The organism is Haloarcula marina (assembly GCF_024218775.1).
GTDB classification, from domain to species: domain Archaea; phylum Halobacteriota; class Halobacteria; order Halobacteriales; family Haloarculaceae; genus Haloarcula; species Haloarcula marina.
Genome location: NZ_CP100404.1, coordinates 668,639 through 690,347, shown reverse-complemented (window position 1 = coordinate 690,347; position 21,709 = coordinate 668,639). Strand labels below are relative to the sequence as shown.

Sequence of the window (21,709 nt, the reverse complement as noted above, 5' to 3'; positions counted from 1 at the left end):
GCCCGGGTACGGATGGCGTATCGAGGTACAGGGGCTGACGACGGCGGACAACGAGTTCGTGGTCGCGGACGAGTCACGGGCCGCCACCGTCGAGCACCTGTGATGTCACCCGGCGAGGCGCGCCCACACCACGAGGACGCTCGGCGTGACGACCATCGAAGTGAGGTAGGAGTACAGAATCGACAGTGCCGTCAGTATCCCGAACTGGCCGAGGATTGGCGTAATCGCGAGCACGAGGACGCCGATACCGCTGACCGTCGTGAGCATACTGCCCGTGAGCGCGCCGCCGGTTCCGGTGACGGTGGCGGTCAGCGCCGGAACCACGGCGTCCATGGGCATCTCGCCGTCGAGGTCCTCGCCGGGAATCCGCTCGTCGTACTCGTCGGCGAAGCGGTGGACGAAGTGCGCCGAGTAGTCGATGCCGAGACCGAGCGAGATTGAGAGGATGGTCGCGGTGAGCGCGTTGAACGGCAGTCCGAACAGTCGCATCGTCCCAGCGAGGAGCGTGATGGTCACGAGAATCGGGACCAGATTGGCGATGCCGAGCGAGGCGCGCCCGACGAGGACGCGGTAGATGACCACGAGGAAGACGGCCGTCGCGGCCAGCGCGACGAGGAGGCTCTGGACCGCGGAGGCGAGGATGGTGTCGGCCACGTCCTGAAAGACGACGACGGACCCGGTCGCGGTGGCTTCGAAACGATACCGGTCGGCGACGGTCCGCGCGTCGACCGTTATCTCGCCCTGGTCGGCGCCGCCTTCCGTCGTGTAAACGACCCGCGCACTCCGGAGGTCTTCGGTGATGAACGACAGGGCTTGGTCGCGGAGCGGCGAGGCGAGGAGGCGGTCGTAGATGGCTTCGAGGTTGTCGTCGGGAACCCCGTCGGCGTCCACGTCGCTCCGTTCGACGAGACGGGCGAACGACCGCGACTGGTTCGCGTACGCGCGAATCACCCCGATGATGCTCTGGAACTCCGCGCGGCGGTTCGACGCGACGAACGTCTCCGGTGGGTTTCGACTCACCCGCTGAATCGACTCCAGAGCGTCGTCCTGCCGAAGTGGGGCTTGGACGTAGACGACGACGGTGTCGTCCTGTGCGGATTCGAAGTTCTCCTCTAAGAAGTTCGTCCGCTCCGTGACGGTGTACTCGCCCGGTCGGAACGGTTCGGGGAGTTCTTCGAGGTACGCGGGGTTGTCCTCCGGCGGGAGGAAGTCGTCCTGCGAGAAGGCCGTGTCGACACCGGTGCCGTAGTAGCCCGCGCCGATCGACCCGAGCAAGACGAGGGCGACGAAGACGGTGGGCGCTCGCCGTGCGATTTCGACGCCGACGGGAAGGACTCGACCGAGGAGCGTCTCCTCCCGACCGAGGGGACGCTGGAACGGCATCGGGATGCCGAGCGAGTCGAACAGTTCGTCGATGGCGACTTTCGCCGCCGGGAGGAAGATGCCGAAGATGAGGAACGTGAAGACGATGCCGACGGCGGCGATGATGCCGAAGTCACGAATCGGCCCGAGGTCGCTGACCGCGTTGGCGCTGAAGCCGATGACCGTCGTCCCGGTGACGATGAAGAACGCGACGAGCAACTGGCGGTTCGCCACGGCCATCGACTCCCGGATGTCGTACCCGCCCGCCCGTTCCTCGCGGTAGCGGTTGATAGCGTGGAGGCCGAAGTCGATGCCGACGGCCAGCAAGAGCGGCGGCACCGCGATGAGCAGTTGCGTGAACGGGATGCCCGCGAGGCCGAGAAACCCCAGCGTCCAGACGAGCGTCATGACCAGCGAGAACAGGCCCAGAACGAGGTCGACGGGGTTGCGGTAGGCGTACACCAGAAAGAGGACGATGAGCGCGACGGCGGCGGGAACGACGATGAACAGCGAGTCGAAGATGATGGTCGAGAACTCCTGCGAGACGAGGCCCGACCCGAACACGACGATGTCGCCGCCGACGGTGTCGACGACGCGTTCGGTGCGGAGTTGGATGGCCGTCAGCGGACTCGTTCCGCCCATCCCGGCGGCCGCGTCGACGCCGCCCGGAATGCGGTGTTGGACGACGGCGATGGTCGCCGAGGCGGTGGCCGACTCGCGGTTGAAGTCCTCGCTCAGTTGGCTTCGGAACCCCGGACTGTCGGCAGCCTCGTCGACCGCGCGGTCTATCTCGCCCGGCGAGGCGCCCTCGATAGCTCGCCGCTGGGCGTCGAGCGTCGTCGCCGACGGGTCGAGAGTCCGGGCGACGGTACTGGCCGCACTGCTCGTCGACGCGACGCGGATGTCCTCGCGTTCGTCGAGTCGCGAGAGCGCCCGGAGCATCCGCAATAGCTCGGGTTTCGAGAGGACGTTTCGCCCGCGTTGAATCAACTGCGTGCTCCCGCTGTCGGGTTCGAACGTCGGCCCGAAGTCCTCGTTGACCCGCTCGAAGGCGGTCTGTGCGGGGCTGTCCTGCGTGAACTGTTCGGTTCCGGCCTCCGTCGAGACGCTCGCCAACCCCGGGACGAACAGGAGGGTCACGACGAGGAACGCGGCGACGACGGTGGTCGGTCGACCGACGACCACGTCGTTGACCCGCCCGAGGAGGTCCGTTCCGGCCACGCTTCACCCTCCCGAGGAGTCGGTTTCTGACGGGGGCGCGTCCGTCGTTTCCCCCGCCCGCCGGCGACGGCGACGGTAGAGCACCACCGCCGCCACGACGGCGGCGAGGACGAGGAGGCCGACGAGGAGGAGCAGTATCGGCAGGCCGTCACCGCTCGGTTCCTGTACCGCGACCGGAACGCGGTACGTCTCGGAGAGTTTCGTCTCGCCGTCCGGTTCCTCGTACTGGAAGTCGACCGACAGCGGGTAGTCTTTCGTCGTCGCACCGCCCGACGCACTCACCGAAAACGCCAACTCGACCGTCTGCCCGGGCCGGAGGCGCGAGACGAACGCCTGGTCGTCGTCCGCGTTCAGCGGGTCGTTGACGAACACCTTGGCGTCGACGTTCGAGAGCACCGCGTCGCCGTTGTTGGTGACTTCCAGCGTGATGACCTCGCTCCCGCCGGCGTCGACGGTGGTGTTGCCGGGACGGACCACGAACACCGGGCGTCGCTCGGCGACGGCGACGCCGCGCGGAAGCGGGTCGCTCCGTCGGGACTCGTCCTCGACGTTCTGGTACTGAACGACGAAGGAGACGCGCCTGTCGCCGGGTTCCGTCTCGTCCAGTACCTCGACGGGGAACGAGACGCCCGCGCGCTCGCCGGGTTCGAGACGGCCGAGGCGCGACTCGTTTTCCTGGACGACGAGGTTCTCACTGCCGACCGCCAGACTGGCGAACGCTTCGGTGACGGGATTCGGCCCCCGATTCCGAATCGTCGCCCGAACCGTTCCCTCCGCGCCGACCCGGAGCGTCCCCGAGACGTTCTCGACGGCGAACGACTGGTCGCCAGCCGCCACCACGCCGATGGTCTGTGTCTCGGATGGTTGGCTGTCGCCGCTGGCGTCCTCGTAGCCCACCCGGAGTCGGAGCGGATACCGCTGGCCGCCCGCGTCCTCGGGGGCCGACACCCGGAACGTGACGGTCCGGCGCTCACCGGGACGAAGCGACGCGACGAATCGCGTGGCGTTGACGCCCTCGCCGACCCGCAGTTCGCCGCTCTGTGAGCGCAGGGAGACGAGCGTCCGCCCGACTCGCTCCTCGCCCGCGTTCTCCAGCGTGACCGTGACGTTCCCGTCGTCGCCCGCCTGCACCGACTGCGCCACGTCGACGACGCGGAACGTGTCGCGCTCGGCCGCCACCGGAAGCGTCGCCGGGAGGACCCGACTCTCGCGGCGGTCCCCGTCCGCGTTGCTGTACCGGACGACGAACTGGACCTGTCGCGGAATCGCCTCGGCGTCGGTGGGAACCACGACTGGAAGCCGGAACCGCGCGGAGTCGTTCCGCCCGAGGTCGCCGATGGCGTACTCGCGCTCCTGCGGCGAGAGCGAGTCGCTCGTCGACGTGAGTTCGACGACCACGTCCCCGACGGGTCGCGGCCCGTCGTTGACGACCCGGCCCGTCAGGTCGCGTTCGGCCCCGACTTCGAGGTCACCGGCGACGTTCCCGAGCGAGAACTCCTGTTCGGGCGCGGGCACGATTGCGAGCGCGATTGGCTCGGACTGCTGTGCGTCGCCGTCCTCGTCCTCGTAGGCGACGCGCACGTCGAACGGATACGCCTGCGGGGCCGCGTTCTCCGGGGCCGACACCCGGAACGTGACGGTCCGGCGCTCGCCGGGGTCCCACTCGCCGACCGCACGGCTCCCGTTCGGACGGTCGACCGCGCCGACGGTCAACTCGCCGCCGACCGACTGCAACTGGACGACGGCGTTCGTGAGTTCCTCGTCCCCGGTGTACCGCAGGGTGAGCGCGGCGGTGCCGTCTTCGCCGACCTGCACGTCGCTGTCGAGGTCGGTGACGCGGAACTGCCCCGCTTCGGCGAACACCTCGTACTCCGCGGCCAGTCGCCTGCTCTCGATAACGTCGCCCTCGTCGTTGCGGTACTCGACGACGAACTCGAACTGCTTCGCGCCGGGCCGGGCGCTGTCGAGGACCCGAACCGGGAACTCGAACGACCGCCGGTCGCCCTCGTCGAAGTCCCCGAGGACGTACTCCGATTCGAGGGCGACGACGTCGTCGTTCGGGGTGATGACCCGTAGCACCGCCGAGGAGGTGTCCTGCGGGCCGGTGTTCTCGATGTCGCCTTCGACAGTCCCGTCCCGCCCGACCTGGAGTTGCCCCTCGGGGTTGTCGATGTCGAACTGCTGTTCCTCGACGGGCGTCACCCCGAACCGCACGTCGTCGGCGACCCGTTCGTCGCCGTCCGCGTCCGTGTAGTCGACGCGGACGAACACGGGGTACTCGTCGGTCACCGCGTCGGCCGAGAACCGCGTCGGTAGCTCGAAGGTCACTTCTTCGCCCGCGTCCCACTCCGCGACGTACCGCGTGGTGTTGAGCGACCCGCCGAGTCTGAAACTCGGGTCGCGCGAGGAGAAACTCACTCCGGCGTCGGTCAGGTCCTCGTCCCCGTCGTTTCGCAGCGTCACGGTGACGGTCCCGCGGTCACCGACCTGCGAGTCGGTCGTCACGTCTTCGACCACGAACACCTCCGCTTCCTCGCGAATCTCGACCGTCGCGAACAGCGGGTCGCTGGTCAGTCGCTCCCCGTCGTCGTTCGTGTACTGCACCGCGAACTCGAACTGGCGCTCGGTCGGTTCGGCGTCGTCGGCCACCCGAACCGGGAGCGAGAAGTCCTCGCCCTCGCCGTCGTCGAACTCGCGCAACGGAATCCGTTGCTGGAGCGCCGTCACGCCCTCCGGCGTCGACTGGACGACCAACACGGCGTCGGAGACGTCGTCCGGCCCGTCGTTGGTCACCGTCCCCTCGACGGTTCCGTCCGCCCCGACCCGTAAGTCACCCTCCACGTCGTCGAGGTCGAACTCCTGTGCGTCGTCGGGTTCGACCCCGAACTGTACGTCGTCCGCGACCTGCGGATTCCCGTCCTCGTCGAGATACCGGACCCGGACGGCGATGGGGTACTCGTCGGTCGACGCATCCGCCGAGAACCGCGTCGGTAACTCGAACGTCTCCTCGTCGCCCCCCTCCCACTCGTCGACGAACCGCGAGGTGTTCCGCGCCTCGCCGAAGCGAACGGCCGAATCGAGCGACGAGAACGTCACCCGCGCGTCCCGCAAGTCATCGTCCCCCTCGTTTTCGAGCGTGACGCGGACCGTTCCCCGCTCACCGATTCGCGCGTCGACGTCGACGTCTTCGACGCTCACGATGTCTTCCCGGTCCCGTATCTTCACCTTCCCGAACAGCGGCCCGCCCTCCCGGCGGACGCCGTCCTCGGTGGTGTAGCCGACCGCGAACTCGAACTGGCGTTTACTCGCCGGAACCGACCGGTCGACCCGGAACGGGAGTTCGACGGTCTCTTTCTCCCCGTCCTCGAACTCCCCGAGCGCCACCTCGGACTTCAGCGGCGTCACGCCGTCGGCCGTCTCGCGGACCAACAGGACCGCGTCCTCGACGTCACGCGGCCCCTTGTTCTTCACCGTGACGTCTATCTCGCCGTCCGCCCCCGCTCGAAGCGACCCGTCGACGTCCGTCAGTTTGAACCGCTGTCGCCGGTCCGGTTCGATACCGAACGTAATCGGGGCCGACTGCGTGGCGTTCCCGTTCGGGTCGGTGTACCGCACGACCGCTGTGAGTGGGTACTCCTGTTCGCGGGCGGCCTCGCTCGCCGAGACGGCGAACTCGACGGTCTCCGTGTCGTTGTTCTCCCAGTCGCCGACGAACCGACTCCCGTTCCGCGTCCCGACGCTGATTTCGGGGTTCGTCGACCGGAGGACCACCGTCGCGTCCGTGAGGTTGCCCAGATTGTAATTCTCGATGTCCAGCGAGAGGGTGCCGTCCTCGCCGACCTGCAGGTCCGTGTCGACGTCTTCCAGTTCGAACCCCGGCGTCCCGCCGGACGTGAGGGACGCCGAAGTGTCCCACCGCTGCTCGCGCGCGTGCGAAACGAACCCGTCGCTCCCGGCCGCAACCGGAGAGCAGAGCAGGAGGGCCGCCAACGCGAGCGCGAGCGACCGATTCATCGTCTCGGGGCCGGATTCACTCGCGTTGCCACGGACCTGTCGCGGCAGTTATGTCTGCTGGCCATCAGCCGAGCGAATCAGGGGGTAGAACGTACTTTGTATTGCGTCCGATTATCTCGCGCTAGAACCACACTATGTGGCCTCATCGTGCAATCGGACCAGAACGCCGAGGGTCAGACGACCCGTCTCGGACGGAATCTGCCGACTGAAACGGGCCGACGGGGCGGAGGAAGCGGTTACTGCCGGTAACAGACGACTACCGGAACCGCAGTCGCGCCCCCGGTCACTCGGTCAGCGACGACCGCAGAAGTGCGGCCAGAACCTTTCGCTGAGCCTTCCGGAGGTGTTGGTGGAAGGTCGGGGCGCTGACGCCGAGGGAGTCGGCGACATCCTCCCCGGAGGCGTCTCGGGGCCACTCGAAGAACCCCGAGTGGAACGCCGCTTCGAGCGTCGTCCGCTGTCGGTCCGTGAGGTCGTCCGTCAGCGCGCTCTGAACCCGTTGGGCGGTGTCCTCCTCCCGCGTCACCTGCTGGCTCTTCAGGAGGTCCGCCGCCGGATACGCCGCCTGGACGACGTCGGTGACCTCCCGGACGTTCGCGCCCGGCGGTAAGTGAATCACCATCTGGTAGTCCCCTGCTTCGATGCGGGCGGCGTCGACGTACCCGCCCCGTGACGCGACGTTCGACAGGACTGGGGGCTCCACCAGCGTGAGTTCGTAGCGCACCACCCCCTCGGCCTCCGCTCGAATGGTGAGGTCGGTCCAGTGTGACAGTCCCGCCACGAGGGCTTCGAGCGTCTCCACGGCCTCGGCGTCGGCCTGTCCGAAGACGAGAAACTCGTCGCCTCCGGTCGGTATCGCGTGTTCGATGCGTATCGTTCCGGTCGGGGAGGCGTCGACGTCGACCGCGTCGAACACGTCTCGGATTTGGAACGTGAGTTCGACGACTTCGTCGCTGGTCAGCGCCCGCTTCCGTTCGGTCGCGGCGATGGCGTGGCCGACGATTTCGCCGAGTTGCCCGACGACCGTTCGAACCGTGTCGTCGAACGTGTTCGGTCTGCTCGCGTAGAGCCCCAGCATCCCGTACATAGAGCCGTCGTTCGTCAGCGGGATGGCCGCCACCGAGCGGTAGCCGAAGCGGTCGGCCGCGTCGGCCCATGGCTCGAAGTCGGGGTCGTTGAGTACGTCTTGCGTGACCTGCATCTCACCAGTCCGGAGGGCCGTTCCCGCCGGACCCCGACCGGTCGGCTCGTCCGGGTCCGTCGAGACAGTGACCTCGTCGAGGTATCCCTCGACGCCCGACTCGGCGCGGACGTTCAGCGTCTGTGACGCCGGGTCGACGTCGCCGACCCACGCGAACTCGAAGGTATCCGACTCGACCAGTCGGGAACAGACCGTCTGCTCTATCTCCGCACGAGTGGATTGAGAGATGACCGCATCGGTGATACCGCGGACGGTGTCGTGGAGGTTGTTGAGCGCGGCGAGTGATTCCCGCTGGCGTTCCAGTCGCCGTTCGTGCTCACGGAGTCGGGCCTCACGTTCGACGCGGTCGTACGCCGTCGCCGCGTTCGTGCCGAGCAACTCGAGGAGCTGTCGGGTGTCGTCGTCGATAGCCGCTACCTCCGGGGCCCCCGCGACGAGAACGCCGTGGTCGCCGACGGGGACGAAGACCCCGCTGCGCATCGCCGTCTCCGTCGCCTGGAGGTACGGCGAGGTGGTGATGTCGTCGAAGGCGTGGACCTCGCGACTGTCGTAGGCGTGGCCCGTGAGACTGCTGTCGTCGGGCGCGACCGGCGGCAGTCGACCCCCGCGCATGAACCCGTCGGCCACCGAGCTAGCGACCGGGGACAGTTCGTCGGCCGTCGCGTCGTACCGATACACCGCGACGCCGGGTAAGTCGAGCACCTCCGCGACGCCCTCGACGACCAGTTCGTCGACGTCGGTCACCGACTCAGCGTCGAACAACCGCTTCGAGAACTCGTACAGTGCGACCAGCGTCTCCTCGAAGCGCTTTCGCTCGGTCACGTCGCGAGCGACGCCACAGCGACCGAGTCGCCCATGGTCGTACTCGAAGGGACCGAAGCGGGCCTCGACCGGGACGCTGTCGCCGTCGGCAGTCTCGACCACTGTCTCGAGGGCGCTCTCCGTCTGTCTCTCGTCGACCGTACACGAGACGAGGTCGGTGACCGATTCACCCACGACCTGTTCGGGCCGGTTGCCCAGCAGCGACGACCGCTCGTACCCGACGAGGTCACAGAACGCCTCGTTGACGAGCACCAGTCGGCCGTCCTCGTCCAGCGCGTAGACGCCGTCCCAGACCGTCTCCACGAGTTGTTCGTACCGCTCCAGTTCCCGCTCCCGTCGTCGCCGTTCGGTGACGTCACGGAAGTACACCGACAACCCATCATCGTCCGGGTAGATGAACAGTTCGAGCCAGCGTTCGGTCGGGTCGTGGAACGCCTCCACAGAGGTGGCCGTCTGCGTCTCGCGGGCCGTCTCGAAGGCCGATACCGCGTCCTCCCCGAGTTCGAGGACGTCGAAGAGGTGTTCGTCGACGAGTTGGCTCGCCGGGCGACCCAGGAAGTCGCTCGCCCGGTCGTTGACGTACGTGAGTCGGAGGTCCTCCGTGAGCGCGAAGAACCCGTCGTCGACCCGGTCCAGCACCGATTCGAGTTCGCTCTCCAGGTCGTCCCGCTGGCGCTCGAGACGGTCTGACTGCTCTTTCAGTCTCGTCACGTCGGTCATCGTGGCGACGACGCCGCCCCGCTCCCCGCCCAGCGGTTTCGCGTTCACCGATATCCAACGGTCGCGACCGTCGGAACACTCGACGTACAGTCGCTGGTCGAAGACCGACTCACCCGTCGAGAGGGCTTTCTGGGCTGGCCGCTCGGACGGAGGTACCACGTCGCCATCGGCGTCCAGCACACGCTGGTCGCCGAGTTGGTACTCCAGCGACTCCTCGTCTCGCCCGAGCAAGTCGCCGAACCGCTCGTTGGACCGTTGTAACGCGCCGTCTTCGTCGAAGATGCCGATTCCGATCGGGCTGACCTCCTGTACCCGCTCGAGCAGTGCGTGTTCCCGCTGGCGCGCCCGTTCGTTCTCGCGTCGAGTCGTCATGTCGCGCGTGACCTTCGCGTATCCTTGGAGTTCGCCCCTGTCGTCTCGAATCGGCGTAATCGTGACGTGCGCCCAGAAACGGGACCCGTCGGCGCGAACCCGCCACCCCTCCTCTTCGAGTACGCCCGCTTCGGCCGCGGCGTCGAGGTTGCGCCCCGGACGGTTCGCGTCCCGGTCCGCTTCGGTGTAGAACGTCGAGAAGTGTTCGCCGAGAATCTCCTCGGCGTCGTATCCTTTGATTTCGGCCGCCCCAGCGTTCCACGTTTGGACGGACCCGTCCGTATCGACTTGGAAGATGGCGTACTCCTCGACTGCGTTGACGAGCGATTCGAACTGTTCTACGTTCTCCCGGAGTGACTCCTCCGTTCGCTTCCGGTCGGTGATGTCGTAGTACACCTCCACGCGACCACCTTCGTACACACCCTCCTCGATGGGGCTGCTCCGATGTTCGAGCCATCGTTCGTCGCGGCCAGGCCCCGCGGTCACGCGGCACTCGAACCCCTCGATGTACGTGTTGTCGTCGTACGCCTCGAGGACGGCCTCGGGGAACGGTCCGTCCTCGACGCGCGACGCGAGGTGCTCTTCGACGAGTGTGCGCTTGTCCCGACCGAGGACTGCCGCTCGTTCGAGGCCGAAGTAGCGTGTCGTCGCCTCGTTTATCCACGCGACTTCGAAGTCTGCATCGAGGACGAACACGCCCACCTCGGCGTCGTCGAGGACGTGCCCGACGAGCGAGTCCGCGGCGAGCGGCCGGTCCAGCACCGAGGCAGGACCCGTCGATATCGGTGGCCGCCACCAGACGCGACCGTTCGCACCGACCGCCTTCGTCTCGAGTCGGTCGCGGTCGACGAGTCGGTCCAAACGCTCGTAGGTGCTCCGTCGACCGAGGTCCAGTTTCGTTGCGACCTCGGTGGTCGTCTGCGGCATCCCGGATTCCTCGAAGAGCGAGAGCGTCTCTCGGAGCGCCGCTGTGAGCGATGCGTCGGACATTGTACACGAGTAGTCCCCGTGCTACATGAACCCTCCGTCGACGGAGTGCCAATCCACGTTTGGCGCCCGCCCTCCACGGGTTCCCGAACACTTTAGCGGTCAAGGTGTCGTGAATTCAGGAGGAAGCCCCGCCGACAAAATCGCCTTTCTGCTACCTAAACAGATTTAGGTAGCGCTTAGATGTTACGGGGTCGAATACTCGCCCGAGACAGTCGAAACGACTGCTGTAGCCCCCAATTATGACAGACACCACCGAATATTATGGCGAAGGCGAATCAGTCCCGTCGAAAGCGCTGCCGTCACACCTCACGGAGAGTGAACGGCACCGAGTCCTCACTTCCGAACGACGACGGACGACCATCGACATCCTCCACGGGATGGACTGTCCCATCGACCTTCAGGAACTGTCTCGGCAGGTAGCGGTTCGGGAGACTGGCGACAGTGACAGCGAACAGGTCGCTCTCACGCTCCATCACCTGCACCTGCCGCTGTTGGACGACCTCGACCTCCTCGAGTACGAACCGAAATCCACGACCGTCGATTGGGTCCAGGAGGCCGAAGTGGCGGCACACAGCACCAAATAGTCCAGCGTGGGGGGGTTCCCGTCGACTTCGGTATCGACGGCGTGACGCGAGCGAACGTGCTGTGGAACGCATCGTGAAAGATAGCGTTATTCCCGCCGTTCTCGGTCGATTTCGACGACGGCTGAAAGCGAAAGATAGCCGCCGATTACACGTAGAAAATCGAAATGGCTGATTGGGTTCTGAAACGGTGTTGGATACAGGACACATCTCGCCAACCGGCCCGAGAAGGGGAATTTAGAGAGGCTACGTGATTGGCCTTCCGAAATCATACCCCAAGACACATGCAATTATCGTGGTTTTACCCACAGAAGCAGAAAGTTACTAATGAAATCCCACATATAATTCCCTAAAGTCCATATTAGACACACCATCCCATATACAACCCCATATATGGTGTGTGACAAGGCTTTTCTACGTACTTAGGAACAAAATAGACCTCGATTGTGCTATTTTGTACTCGATTCTCTCGAATCGCGCCCAGAAAGAGAGAGCTGAGATTCAGGGGCCGCCAACCACAGCCTGCTCGGGCCTCCACCGTCGCAGTGCAACGTGGCTGGTCCCGGATAAGTTGCCGGTTGGAATATCAAATGTACAGTCGTTATTCTAACGTCATGACAGCCCGCTTTGGTCGATTAGCTGAACTTCGGGAATTCGTTGTCGGTCTCCTCCATATTGATGTTCACTTCGATGATATTTGCGGTGTTGACCACGTCGTCGATAAGCTGTTCGTGATAGCCGGACTGTTGTATCCGCCGGACCGGACCCGAGACGCTTATCGAGCCGAGCACTCTACCGTGTTGATTCTGTACAGGTGCGCCGATCGCTTGCAATCCGGTGATCTCCTCCTCCTCGTTGAACGAGTACCCGCGTTCACGTATCGTGTCCAGTTCGTCGAACAGGGATTCCTTGTCCGTTATCGTCGCCTCGGTCTTCGACGGGAGTCCGTACGTGTCGACGATCCACTCGACCCGCTCCCGCGGTAGGTGTGCGAGTATCGCCTTCCCCGTCGCGGAGTAGTGCATGTAATCGGCGCGCTGGAGCTTGCTCACCTGGTACTCGCTCCCGACGGCTTTCTCCCCGCTTACCTTGTAGAGGTTGACGCCGAGGCCATGCTCTTCGGCCGAGAGGTGCGCGAACTCCCCGGTCTTCTCCGCGAGGTCGTCGAGTGCGGGCTTGCCGATCTGGTAGAGGACGTTCTGATAGCGTACGTACTCGCCAACGAGCAGGAACTGCAGCGAGAGTTCGTACGTGTCGCCTCGCTTGACCACGAACTTTTCTTCGCGGAGCGTACTGAGGTAGTTGTAGACGACGCTTTTCGAGAGACCGAGGTGCTCGGTCAATTCGGTGACGCCAGCGCCGTCTAGTTCCTCGAGCGCGCGAACGATGTCGAACGCGCGCGAGACCGTTTTGAGGGTCCGCGGCGAACCGTCCGTCGGTCTGGTCGTCATGGTGAACCTCGAACCTACGTCGACATAGATGTTTGTATTTCACAAACTGTTTCTATCGGTATTGGCACTCTCAAGCGTTATTTCCCGGGAAATAGAAAACGGCAACACACGTATCGCCTGGAAAAAAGCACCTGTCGAGTACAGACGCCCGCTACCGACAGTAACAGTCTATGTTCACATTTGATGGAACACGCTCACCGAGGAATCGGACGCAGGGGACGGCCCATAGAGTAGGCGAACAAAGTGCCCGGCGAGAACGAAGCGTGGACGGAGTGTTACGACTGTGTGAGTTCGGCGAGTGCACCGGCGAGTACCCGTGTCGCGTCGGCACAGTCCTCCCAGTCGGTCCACTCGAGGGGGTTGTGCGAGATTCCGCCTCGAGAGGGGGCAAAGAGGAGTGCGGCATCGGTTACCCCCGCGATGTGCATCGTATCGTGACCGGCCCCGGAGTGTAGGTCGAGGGTCTCGAGACCGGCGTCCTGGCCGGCGGCGTGAAGCGCATCGCGACAGCGCTTGCTCATCTCGACTGGGGACCGGTCCCAGGGGCGTTCCATCGCCGTCCCGACGGGCCGCTCCGTTTCGATTTCCCGGAGACTCCCGTCGGCTTCGTCGATGATATGCTCGATAGAGTCGTACGCGACGTCACGGACGTCCACAGTGAGCGTGACCTGCCCGGGAATCACGTTCGGAGCGTTCGGAGAGACGTCGAGTTTCCCGACCGTCGCGACGGCCGCTTCGGAGACGGTCTGGCGCTCAGTTGCCGCCGCTTCCACGTCGAGGACGAACTCACTGGCCGCCGCCAGCGCGTCGGCGCGTTCTTCCATCAGCGTCGCGCCAGCGTGGTCCGTCTCACCAGTGAACTCGACGTGACACCGAACGAGACCGACGATGCTCGTGACGACGCCCGCAGTTGCGTTCTCATTCTCCAGTCGCTCGGCCTGCTCGATGTGGAGTTCGATCCAGGCGTCCCACGCGCTGGCGTCGACCCGACCGTCGCCGCAGTAGCCAATATCCACGAGGGCGTCGCCGAGAGGGATTCCGTCCGCGTCTTCGATAGCCAGCGCCTCGTCGACGCTCATATCACCAGCCGCGACCGCCGAGCCGATGAGTCCGCCGCCGAAGCGCTGCCCTTCCTCTTCGGTGAAGCAGACGACCTCGACCGGCCGAGCGGGTTCGATGCCAGCGTCCTGCATCGCGCGGACACTCTCGAGCCCCGCGTAGACGCCCAAGGGACCGTCGAAGATGCCGCCTTCCGGGACAGAATCTAGGTGGCTCCCCGTCGCAACGGCGGGGGCGTCCGGGTCGGCGCTGTCGGGCGTCCACCGGCCGACGATATTCCCCACCTCGTCTATCGTGGTCGTGAGGTCGGCGTCGCGGAGTCGTTCACAGAGAAACTCTCGCGCTCGTCTGTCCGCCTCGGTCCCGGTGAGGACTGTCCGGCCGTGGCCCTGGTCCGTGGGAACGGCCCCGAATTCCGCGTTCGATTCGAGATCACTGCGCAGTCGGTGTTGGTTGATCTCCATGAGGCGTAGCTACCGATTCGAATTTTCGTGTATATAATCTTTGGGGAAATTTGAAGTGGGATTCGGATTCGTATTGGTACTGCCCTCACCCAAATACTTATACTTAGGCATTTCCTCGGTCTGAGACATGCGAGACGATACCGAAGAGGTAGAACCGAATCCACACAGTAGAACCCGGCGAATCCAGAACCGGGTTGGGCGACGGACGTTCCTCAGTGCAGCGCTGTCGACGGGAGCCGTAGCAATTGCTGGCTGTTCCGGTGGCGGCGATGGCGGTTCGGGTGACAGTGACGGCGGCGACGGCGGAAGCGGTGGCAATGACGCGACCGAAGCGAGCGGCGGTTCCAAGATGGGCGGAACGCTTCAGTGGGGCGGCGCGGTGCCGGTGCAGGGACTGGACCCGCACATCGACACCTCAGCGGCGTCGAAGCGAGTCCTCGAGAACATCTACGAAGAGGTCGTCGCACTGCAGGACGACTACTCCATCGAGCCCCACCTCGCGACGTCCTTCGAGCAGTCCGACGACAATACCCTCCTGACCTTCGAGTTGCGCGAGGACGTCACGTTCCACAACGGGAAGGAGATGACGTCCGCAGACGTTCTCGCGAGCTACGAACGCGTCCAGAACGGGGACTTCCTCGCGACGGGCTTTTTCGACTTCGTCGATGAGCTCCGAGCGCCAGACGATTACACCTTCGAGATCCAGCTCACGCAGCCCTTTGCACCGTTCCTCGCGAAGATGGCGACGGCGGAGCTGTCGGTGATGCCCGCAGAAAACGCCGAAAAGGAGATGGTCGAGGAACCGATCGGCACGGGCCCCTACAAATTCGAGAGCAGAGAGATCGAGACATCGTTCACGATGATCCGCAACGAGGACTACTGGGGCGCGTCCGAAGAAGACGGACCGTTCATCGACACCATCGTCAAACAAGAGGTCCCCGACCCCAGCGTCCGCCTGCAGTCGTTCCTCTCGAACGAGTACGACTTCATCAACGGCATCGCACCACGGGACGTCTCACGGGTCGAACAGGCCTCCGGCGTCCGCCTCGAACAGCAGTTCCCCAAGTCACTGGTCTATCTGGGGATGAACTGCGACGTAGAGCCGTTCGACAACAAAGACGCCCGACTCGCGCTGGACTTCGCCATCGACAAAGAGGAAGTCACCGAAGCCGCACTGTACGGCACCGGTCAGACGACGGCATCTCCGGCCGCGCCCGGCAGCCCGTGGGTGAACCCAGACATCGAACCGCGAGAGCGGAACCTGGACCGCGTCCAGGAGCACTTAGACGCCGCGGGGATGTCAGACGGCTTCTCGGCGACGTTCAAGATTCCGCAGTCGTATCCGACGCAGGTGCAGGCGGCGGAGGTCATCGCGAACAACGCGGCCGAGGCGGGCATCGACCTCGACATCCAGCAGATAACGTGGAACACGTGGCTCTCGGACGTGTACAGCGACCGGAACTTCCAGGCGACGACCAGCTCTTACCTCGCGCTGTGGTACCCCGACGTGTCGTTCTACAAGTTCCTGCACCCCGACGGCGCCTTCTTCTTCACCAACTGGGTCAACGAGGAGTACAACTCACTGGTCGAGGAGGCCCGAACTATCTACGACGACGACGCACGCGCCGACCTCTACCACCAGGCGACCGAGATTCTCCACGAAGAACGTGCCGGCCACCTCATGCTGTGGTGGCAGCCCAGTCTCTACGGGGCCGCCTCGCAGTACAAGGGCGACATCGGCGCACCGGACGGCTCGACACTCCAGTTCGCCGACAACTGGCTCGACCGCTAACGCAACACCATATCGATGTACAACTACGTACTTCGGCGCATCGGGTTCATGACGGTGACGCTGTTCCTAGTGACGCTCATCGCGTTTGCAGTCACCAACATCCTCCCGGGAAACGTCGCGCTCGTCATCCTCGGTCCGAACGCGAACGCTGAGTCGATTCAGGCGCTCGAAGCACAGTTGGGCCTCAACCGACCGCTGTACGTCCAGTACATCGACTGGGTCCTCGGCCTCCTGCAGGGCGACATGGGTGAGTCGCTTCGGTTCGGTGACCCCGTCGCGGGACTCATCGCGGAACGACTGCCGCGGTCGCTCCTGCTCGCGGTCAGTGCGACGCTCGTCGCGGTCGCGCTCTCGATTCCACTGGGCGTCTACGCCGCTGTCAACCAGAACGAGACCCCGGACGTGGCCGCCTCGATGTTCGCCTTTGTCGGCATCTCGCTGCCCATATTCCTGTGGGGGCTCGTGTTCATCCTGGTGTTCGCGGTGTGGTTGAACCTGTTCCCGACGAGTGGCTACGTCCCGCTCGGAGAGGACCCGGTCGCAGCGCTGCAGCGGCTCGTGTTGCCCGCCAGTGCGATGGGCTTCGCGCTCACCGCGTATATCATGCGGATGACGCGTTCGTCGATGCTCGAGGTCCTCAGCGAGGAGTACATCAACCTCGCACGGGCCAAGGGAATGAGCCAGCGAGTCGTCGTGCTCAGGCACGCGCTCCGTAACGCGGTCATCCCCGTCATCACCGTCATCGCGTTCCAGTTCAGCTACGCCTTCGGCGGCGTCGTCGTGCTCGAGGAAGTGTTCCTCTGGCCGGGTATCGGGCGATTGACGCTCACCGCCATCCAGAGCCGCGACATCCCGCTCATCCAAGGGTGTATCATCGTCGTCGCGATGATATACATGCTGTCGAACTTCGCGGCGGACCTGCTGTACGCCTACTTCGATCCGCGCATCCGGTACGGAGGTGACAACTGATGGCGACTGAGCAACCGACCGAGCGGTCCGTCATCGACCGCTTCACGCCGTCGGATTCACAGATAGAGCGCGTCCGCGCGTTCGCCAGACAGTTCCGGCGCAACACGAAAGCGATGATCGGGCTGTCGATCGTCCTGGCGCTGTTCCTGGTCGCGGCCTTCGCACCGTTCATCGCACCGTACGGGATGAACGAGACGAACATCCAGGAGCGGACACAGGGGCCGTCGGTCGACCATCCGTTTGGGACCGACGACCTAGGTCGCGACATCTTCAGCCGCGTCGTCCTGGGGAGTCGCATCTCGCTGTACGTCGGCCTCGGATCCATCTCGGCCGCGCTTGCCCTCGGCGCCATCACCGGCGTCGTCGCTGGGTACGCTGGCGGATTGATCGACGAGATACTGATGCGCGTGATGGACGCTGCGATGGCGTTCCCCCCGGTGCTTCTCGCGCTGACGCTACTCGTCGTGCTGGGTCCGGAGCTACGAAACGTCATCATCGCACTCGCGTTCGTCTACACGCCGTATATCGCCCGCGTCTCGCGGAGCGCCGCGCTGTCCGAACGCAACGAGGCGTACGTCGAATCAGCCGTCGCTCGCGGCGAGAGCGATACCCGCATCGTCTTCAGCGAGGTGTTCCCGAACTGCATGGCTCCGATACTGGTCCAGGGGTCGCTGAACGTCTCCTTCGCGATTCTCGCGGAGGCGAGCCTCTCGTTCCTCGGACTGGGCGCGCAACCGCCCCGTCCGTCGTGGGGGCTGATGATAGACACCGGCCGCGGGTTCATGCAGACCGCACCGTGGATGTTGCTCTTTCCCGCGCTGGCCATCGGCATCGCCGTCGTCGGGTTCAACATGCTCGGTGACGGCCTCCGCGACGTCCTCGACCCCAAAGTGGAGGCGATAGAATGAGCGCTGAATCGGGGGCGAACGGCGACGCGCCGCTCCTCGACGTGCGAGACCTCCGCACCGAGTTCCGGACCGAATCCGGCTCGGTCGTCGCCAGCAACGACGTGTCGTTCTCGCTTGAACGCGGCGAGACACTCGGCATCGTCGGCGAGTCCGGCGCAGGGAAGTCCGTCACGGCGCGCTCGATCATGCGTCTCATCGACTCGCCCGGTGAGATAACCGGCGGCGAGGTCGTCTTCGACGGCGAGGACCTACTGAAGAAGACCGAACGGGAGATGCGCGACGTCCGCGGGAACCGTATCGCGATGATTCCCCAGGACCCGATGTCCGCACTGAACCCCGTGATGACCGTCGGCGAGCAGATCGTCGAGACTGTTCGACGCCATCAGGACGTCTCGAAGTCCGAAGCCCGTCGCATCGCCATCGAGTCGATGGACGACGTCGGCATTCCGGATGCGAGCGAGCGCATCGACGACTATCCCCACGAGTTCTCCGGCGGGATGCGACAACGAGTCCTCGTGGCCATCGGATTCTCCTGCGAACCTGACCTCATCATCGCGGACGAGCCCACGACCGCGCTCGACGTGACGACGCAGGCGAAGATTCTCGACCTGCTCAACGAGCTACAGGAGCGCGAGAATACGGCTGTCCTGATGATTACGCACAATCTCGGCGTCGTCGCACAGACCTGTGACGACGTCGGCGTGATGTACGCCGGGAACCTCGTCGAGACGGCAGCGCTCGGGGACCTGTTCGACCGGCCCCGACATCCCTACACGCGCGCACTCATCGACTCGATTCCAGAGGTCGAGACCGAATACGACGACCTCCCGACGCTCGCCGGTTCGATGCCAGACCTCACGGACCTGCCGACCGGCTGTAACTTCGCCCCTCGGTGTCCACACGCGACCGACGCGTGTCGGACAGGGAACGACCCGTCGCTGGAAGCGGTCGGCGAGGGGTCCTCGCGCGCCGCGTGTATCCATGCTGACGACCTCGACCTGTCCGAGAGTACGGCCGCGGCGACCGGTCACGGCCGGAGCGACATCGACCGGTCGGGCGACCCACTGTTCGAGGTCCAGAACCTGAAAAAGCACTTCAGCGCCGGCGAGGGCGTCCTCGGCAACATCCGCCTCGTCCGAGACGGCGGCGGGCTCCCGACGCTCGAACGCCGATACGTCAAGGCCGTCGACGGCGTCAGCTTCGACATCTATCCCGGCGAGACCGTCGGTCTCGTCGGCGAGTCCGGCTGCGGGAAATCCACCGTCGCTCGGACTGTGTTGCGACTGCTCGAGCCGACCGAAGGTGCGGTGTACTTCGAAGGCGAGCCGATCACCGAGCTCGGATCTCGGGAGATACGGAGTCTGCGCCGTGAGATGCAGATTATCTTCCAGGACCCCCACAGTTCGCTGAATCCGAGAAAGCCCGTCGGGCGAATCATCGGCCGCGCGATGGAGCGCCACGACATCGCGACCGGCGAAGAGAAGCGCGAGCGGGTCAGAGACCTCCTCGAACGGGTTGGACTCTCCGGCGATGCCGCGGAGAAGTATCCCCACGAGTTTTCGGGCGGCCAGCAACAGCGCGTCGCTATCGCCCACGCGCTGGCCGTCGAGCCGAAGCTTATCGTGTGCGACGAGCCGGTGTCCGCGCTCGACGTGAGCGTGCAGGCCCAGATTCTCAACCTCCTCAACGAGATTCAGACCGAAGAGAACATCTCGTATCTATTCATCTCCCACAACATCGGCGTCGTCCGGCACATCTGCGACCGCGTGGCCGTGATGTACCTCGGGAAGATCGCCGAATTCGGCCGCATCGGTGACGTCTTCTCGGCGCCGTTCCACCCCTACACCGAAAGCCTGCTCTCTGCGGTCCCGCACGCGAACCCGGACCGGAAGACCGACCGGATACTCCTCGAAGGGAGCGTCCCGAGCCCCATCGACCCTCCGTCCGGCTGTCCGTTCCAGACCCGCTGCCCGAAGAAGATCGGCGACGTCTGTGAGCAAGAAATCCCGACACTGGAGGCAGTCAACGGCTCGGACCACCGTATCTCGTGTCACCTCTCGAAAGAAGAGATGAGCGAGCACGACTCGTTCATCGCTCCGCAACACCGGGAACCGGGTCCGACGGAATCAGACTGAACGCACTCACCACCGGACCCACACTGTCTCCAACGGTCTCAGTACTTCACGCCGAAGTCGAGGAGTTGCTCGGGGTAGTGCTCGAACAGTTTGTCGGTCTCGGCTTTGACGCGGGCTTTCGCCTCCCGGGCCGCTTCGAGGAGCGTCCGGAGGTCCGCGACGGGCGTCTCGGAGAGATCGACCCGGAGATTGTGGTAGAACTCTGGCTCGGGTGCGTGCACCAGAATTGCCGCGCTCATCTCGCCGCGGTCGTCGCCACCGGCAGCCACGCCGCCCTCGAGCGCCGAGACGAGACGGGTTGCCATGTCGCCGTCCCCGTCGAGGTACGCCGCTTCGACGGCGTCGATGGTTTCGGGACCCGCGAGGATGTTGCCGGCGACGGTATACTGTTCGCCGATGCGGTGGCCGGCCCACTCGCTGCAGTGCTCGCCGGTGAAGGCGAACTCGCTGTCCGAGCCGACGCCGTGGACCTGCCTGAAGTCGGCGTGTTCGTCTGCTGCAAGCAGTGCCTCGAACGCGTCGTCGATTCGGTCGCCGGCATCTGCGCGCTCGATCGCGTCGCGCCCGTGCTCTGTCTTCGTAAACGCCTGTGTCAACGCCGCGCCGTTGCTACTCACGTACGGACACGTCGCGCCGACGGCGACGGTCCCCGTCGTCACTGCCGCTCCGAACGTATCGGTCGCTGGGTCGCGTGCGGCTATGGAGAAGGTCCCGGGTGTGTGTCGCATACTGTACCATACCTCAGGGGAGGGTGTATATGTTCCCCGTTTCGTCGGACCGTCGAGGCCGCCATCCATCCACAGTATCCATAGTTTCGGTGTTTTGTACATCTAGAGGACAAATATCAGGACTGTATTGAGACTTTAAATCCCAATAACCGGAATTTAGCACTCGATGATTTACAAATCCCCGATAATGGTGCCAAATAGTGAAATACATATCTGAGTTTGGCCATTTAAAGCGTACTCGAATTTTTCTCAGCAGTAGCTATTTGCCAGTGATGTAGGGAAGGACGCATCTTCGCCCTCTACACCCTGGCGAAGCGTGTGCCAAACGAAAACTGCATCCAGTTCTTCCTTTTCGAGATACAGCGCTACTCTCGGGTCGGTGTTTTCGGCCAAGAGAAATACCCACGAAGACATCGTGGACCGTGTCGGATTCGCTATCCTCGGGGCGGGCAATCGACTCGCGGAACGACTCGATAGCGAATTCTCGCTCCGCTTCGATGTTTATCTTTCGTGGATTGCGGGGTAGTCTCCGAGGGCGTGATAGCCATCAACCACGTCAAGGTCGCACCGGTCGGCGACTGGTTCAGAATCGACATCTCGTTCTTCGACGAGCGCGTACACCTGACGGACACTGATACGTCGACCAGTGATGTGCGGTTCGCCCAGCAGTTCGTTGACGAACCGCCGCGACGCGTGCTCGGCGATATCGGTTTCTCTGCCCGCTCTCGCAAACACGTTCGCATGACGGGCTAGTACAGCAGTCTATGGTGGTCAGTTTAAACCGGATTCGTCACACATCGTGAGTAGTTCTACCCGAGTTCATCACGACCCTCGGAAAACGGCGGTGGAAGGGTTATGACGAGGATACAACCAGAGATGGACTCGCCGGGATTTGAACCCGGGGCCTCTTCCAAGCCTCA

At 64.4% G+C, this 21,709-nt stretch carries 12 protein-coding genes; 6 read left to right on the top strand and 6 right to left on the bottom strand.

Annotation, left to right across the window (positions count from 1 at the left end; translation table 11 throughout):
* Positions 1-105: 105 nt before the first annotated feature.
* The 3 genes from NJQ44_RS03540 to NJQ44_RS03530 all read right to left on the bottom strand — a co-directional run bounded on the left by NJQ44_RS03540 (position 106) and on the right by NJQ44_RS03530 (position 10,702).
* Positions 106-2,583 carry an efflux RND transporter permease subunit gene (locus NJQ44_RS03540; protein ID WP_254273304.1) on the bottom strand — a complete coding sequence of 826 codons (2,478 nt, stop codon included), beginning with the start codon at positions 2,581-2,583 and terminating at the stop codon, positions 106-108.
* Positions 2,584-2,586: 3 nt separating this feature from the next.
* Positions 2,587-6,597 carry a COG1361 S-layer family protein gene (locus tag NJQ44_RS03535; protein WP_254273303.1) on the bottom strand — a complete coding sequence of 1,337 codons (4,011 nt, stop codon included), beginning with the start codon at positions 6,595-6,597 and terminating at the stop codon, positions 2,587-2,589.
* Positions 6,598-6,880: 283 nt separating this feature from the next.
* Positions 6,881-10,702: a PAS domain S-box protein gene (locus NJQ44_RS03530; protein ID WP_254273302.1), complete on the bottom strand. Its 3,822-nt coding sequence runs from the start codon at positions 10,700-10,702 to the stop codon at positions 6,881-6,883.
* A 239-nt stretch (positions 10,703-10,941) separates the two neighbouring features.
* On the opposite strand from NJQ44_RS03530, the gene NJQ44_RS03525 reads away from it, so the two are divergent.
* Positions 10,942-11,286 (top strand): DUF7344 domain-containing protein, encoded by a 345-nt coding sequence (locus NJQ44_RS03525; RefSeq protein WP_254273301.1) that lies wholly within the window; start codon positions 10,942-10,944, stop codon positions 11,284-11,286.
* 632 nt (positions 11,287-11,918) lie between these two features.
* On the opposite strand, the gene NJQ44_RS03520 is transcribed toward NJQ44_RS03525, so the two are convergent.
* Positions 11,919-12,734 (bottom strand): IclR family transcriptional regulator, encoded by an 816-nt coding sequence (locus tag NJQ44_RS03520; RefSeq protein ID WP_254273300.1) that lies wholly within the window; start codon positions 12,732-12,734, stop codon positions 11,919-11,921.
* A 275-nt stretch (positions 12,735-13,009) separates the two neighbouring features.
* Positions 13,010-14,257, bottom strand: coding sequence for a Zn-dependent hydrolase (locus tag NJQ44_RS03515; RefSeq protein WP_254273299.1), 1,248 nt, complete (start codon positions 14,255-14,257; stop codon positions 13,010-13,012).
* Between the two features lie 127 nt (positions 14,258-14,384).
* Here NJQ44_RS03515 and NJQ44_RS03510 point away from each other — a divergent pair, with 127 nt between their 5' ends.
* Genes NJQ44_RS03510 through NJQ44_RS03495 form a run of 4 tightly spaced genes read left to right on the top strand, consistent with a single transcriptional unit; the run spans position 14,385 to position 20,061 of the window.
* Positions 14,385-16,049: an ABC transporter substrate-binding protein gene (locus NJQ44_RS03510; RefSeq protein WP_254273298.1), complete on the top strand. Its 1,665-nt coding sequence runs from the start codon at positions 14,385-14,387 to the stop codon at positions 16,047-16,049.
* 9 nt (positions 16,050-16,058) lie between these two features.
* The gene (locus NJQ44_RS03505) at positions 16,059-17,018 is read left to right on the top strand and encodes an ABC transporter permease (RefSeq protein WP_348533095.1); all 960 of its coding nucleotides are present in this window, start codon (positions 16,059-16,061) and stop codon (positions 17,016-17,018) included.
* Positions 17,018-17,926, top strand: a complete 909-nt coding sequence (locus tag NJQ44_RS03500; protein ID WP_254273296.1) for an ABC transporter permease — start codon at positions 17,018-17,020, stop codon at positions 17,924-17,926. Before NJQ44_RS03505 ends, NJQ44_RS03500 begins: the two co-directional genes overlap by 1 nt.
* Positions 17,923-20,061: an ABC transporter ATP-binding protein gene (locus NJQ44_RS03495; protein WP_254273295.1), complete on the top strand. Its 2,139-nt coding sequence runs from the start codon at positions 17,923-17,925 to the stop codon at positions 20,059-20,061. The genes NJQ44_RS03500 and NJQ44_RS03495 overlap by 4 nt, the downstream gene beginning before the upstream one ends.
* Positions 20,062-20,099: 38 nt before the next feature.
* Here NJQ44_RS03495 and NJQ44_RS03490 read toward each other — a convergent pair whose 3' ends face one another.
* Positions 20,100-20,789, bottom strand: coding sequence for a DUF1028 domain-containing protein (locus NJQ44_RS03490; RefSeq protein WP_254273294.1), 690 nt, complete (start codon positions 20,787-20,789; stop codon positions 20,100-20,102).
* Positions 20,790-21,299: 510 nt separating this feature from the next.
* Here NJQ44_RS03490 and NJQ44_RS03485 point away from each other — a divergent pair.
* Positions 21,300-21,542, top strand: a complete 243-nt coding sequence (locus NJQ44_RS03485) for a hypothetical protein (protein ID WP_254273293.1) — start codon at positions 21,300-21,302, stop codon at positions 21,540-21,542.
* Positions 21,543-21,709 lie beyond the last annotated feature (167 nt).

What these genes read in the sequence shown, in the direction of transcription:
- NJQ44_RS03535 (WP_254273303.1), bottom strand. Translation starts at nt 6,597, where the DNA reads ATGAATCGGTCGCTCGCGCTCGCGTTGGCGGCCCTCCTGCTCTGCTCT.
- NJQ44_RS03530 (WP_254273302.1), bottom strand. Translation starts at nt 10,702, where the DNA reads ATGTCCGACGCATCGCTCACAGCGGCGCTCCGAGAGACGCTCTCGCTC.
- NJQ44_RS03525 (WP_254273301.1), top strand. Translation starts at nt 10,942, where the DNA reads ATGACAGACACCACCGAATATTATGGCGAAGGCGAATCAGTCCCGTCG.
- NJQ44_RS03520 (WP_254273300.1), bottom strand. Translation starts at nt 12,734, where the DNA reads ATGACGACCAGACCGACGGACGGTTCGCCGCGGACCCTCAAAACGGTC.
- NJQ44_RS03515 (WP_254273299.1), bottom strand. Translation starts at nt 14,257, where the DNA reads ATGGAGATCAACCAACACCGACTGCGCAGTGATCTCGAATCGAACGCG.
- NJQ44_RS03510 (WP_254273298.1), top strand. Translation starts at nt 14,385, where the DNA reads ATGCGAGACGATACCGAAGAGGTAGAACCGAATCCACACAGTAGAACC.
- NJQ44_RS03500 (WP_254273296.1), top strand. Translation starts at nt 17,018, where the DNA reads ATGGCGACTGAGCAACCGACCGAGCGGTCCGTCATCGACCGCTTCACG.
- NJQ44_RS03495 (WP_254273295.1), top strand. Translation starts at nt 17,923, where the DNA reads ATGAGCGCTGAATCGGGGGCGAACGGCGACGCGCCGCTCCTCGACGTG.
- NJQ44_RS03490 (WP_254273294.1), bottom strand. Translation starts at nt 20,789, where the DNA reads ATGCGACACACACCCGGGACCTTCTCCATAGCCGCACGCGACCCAGCG.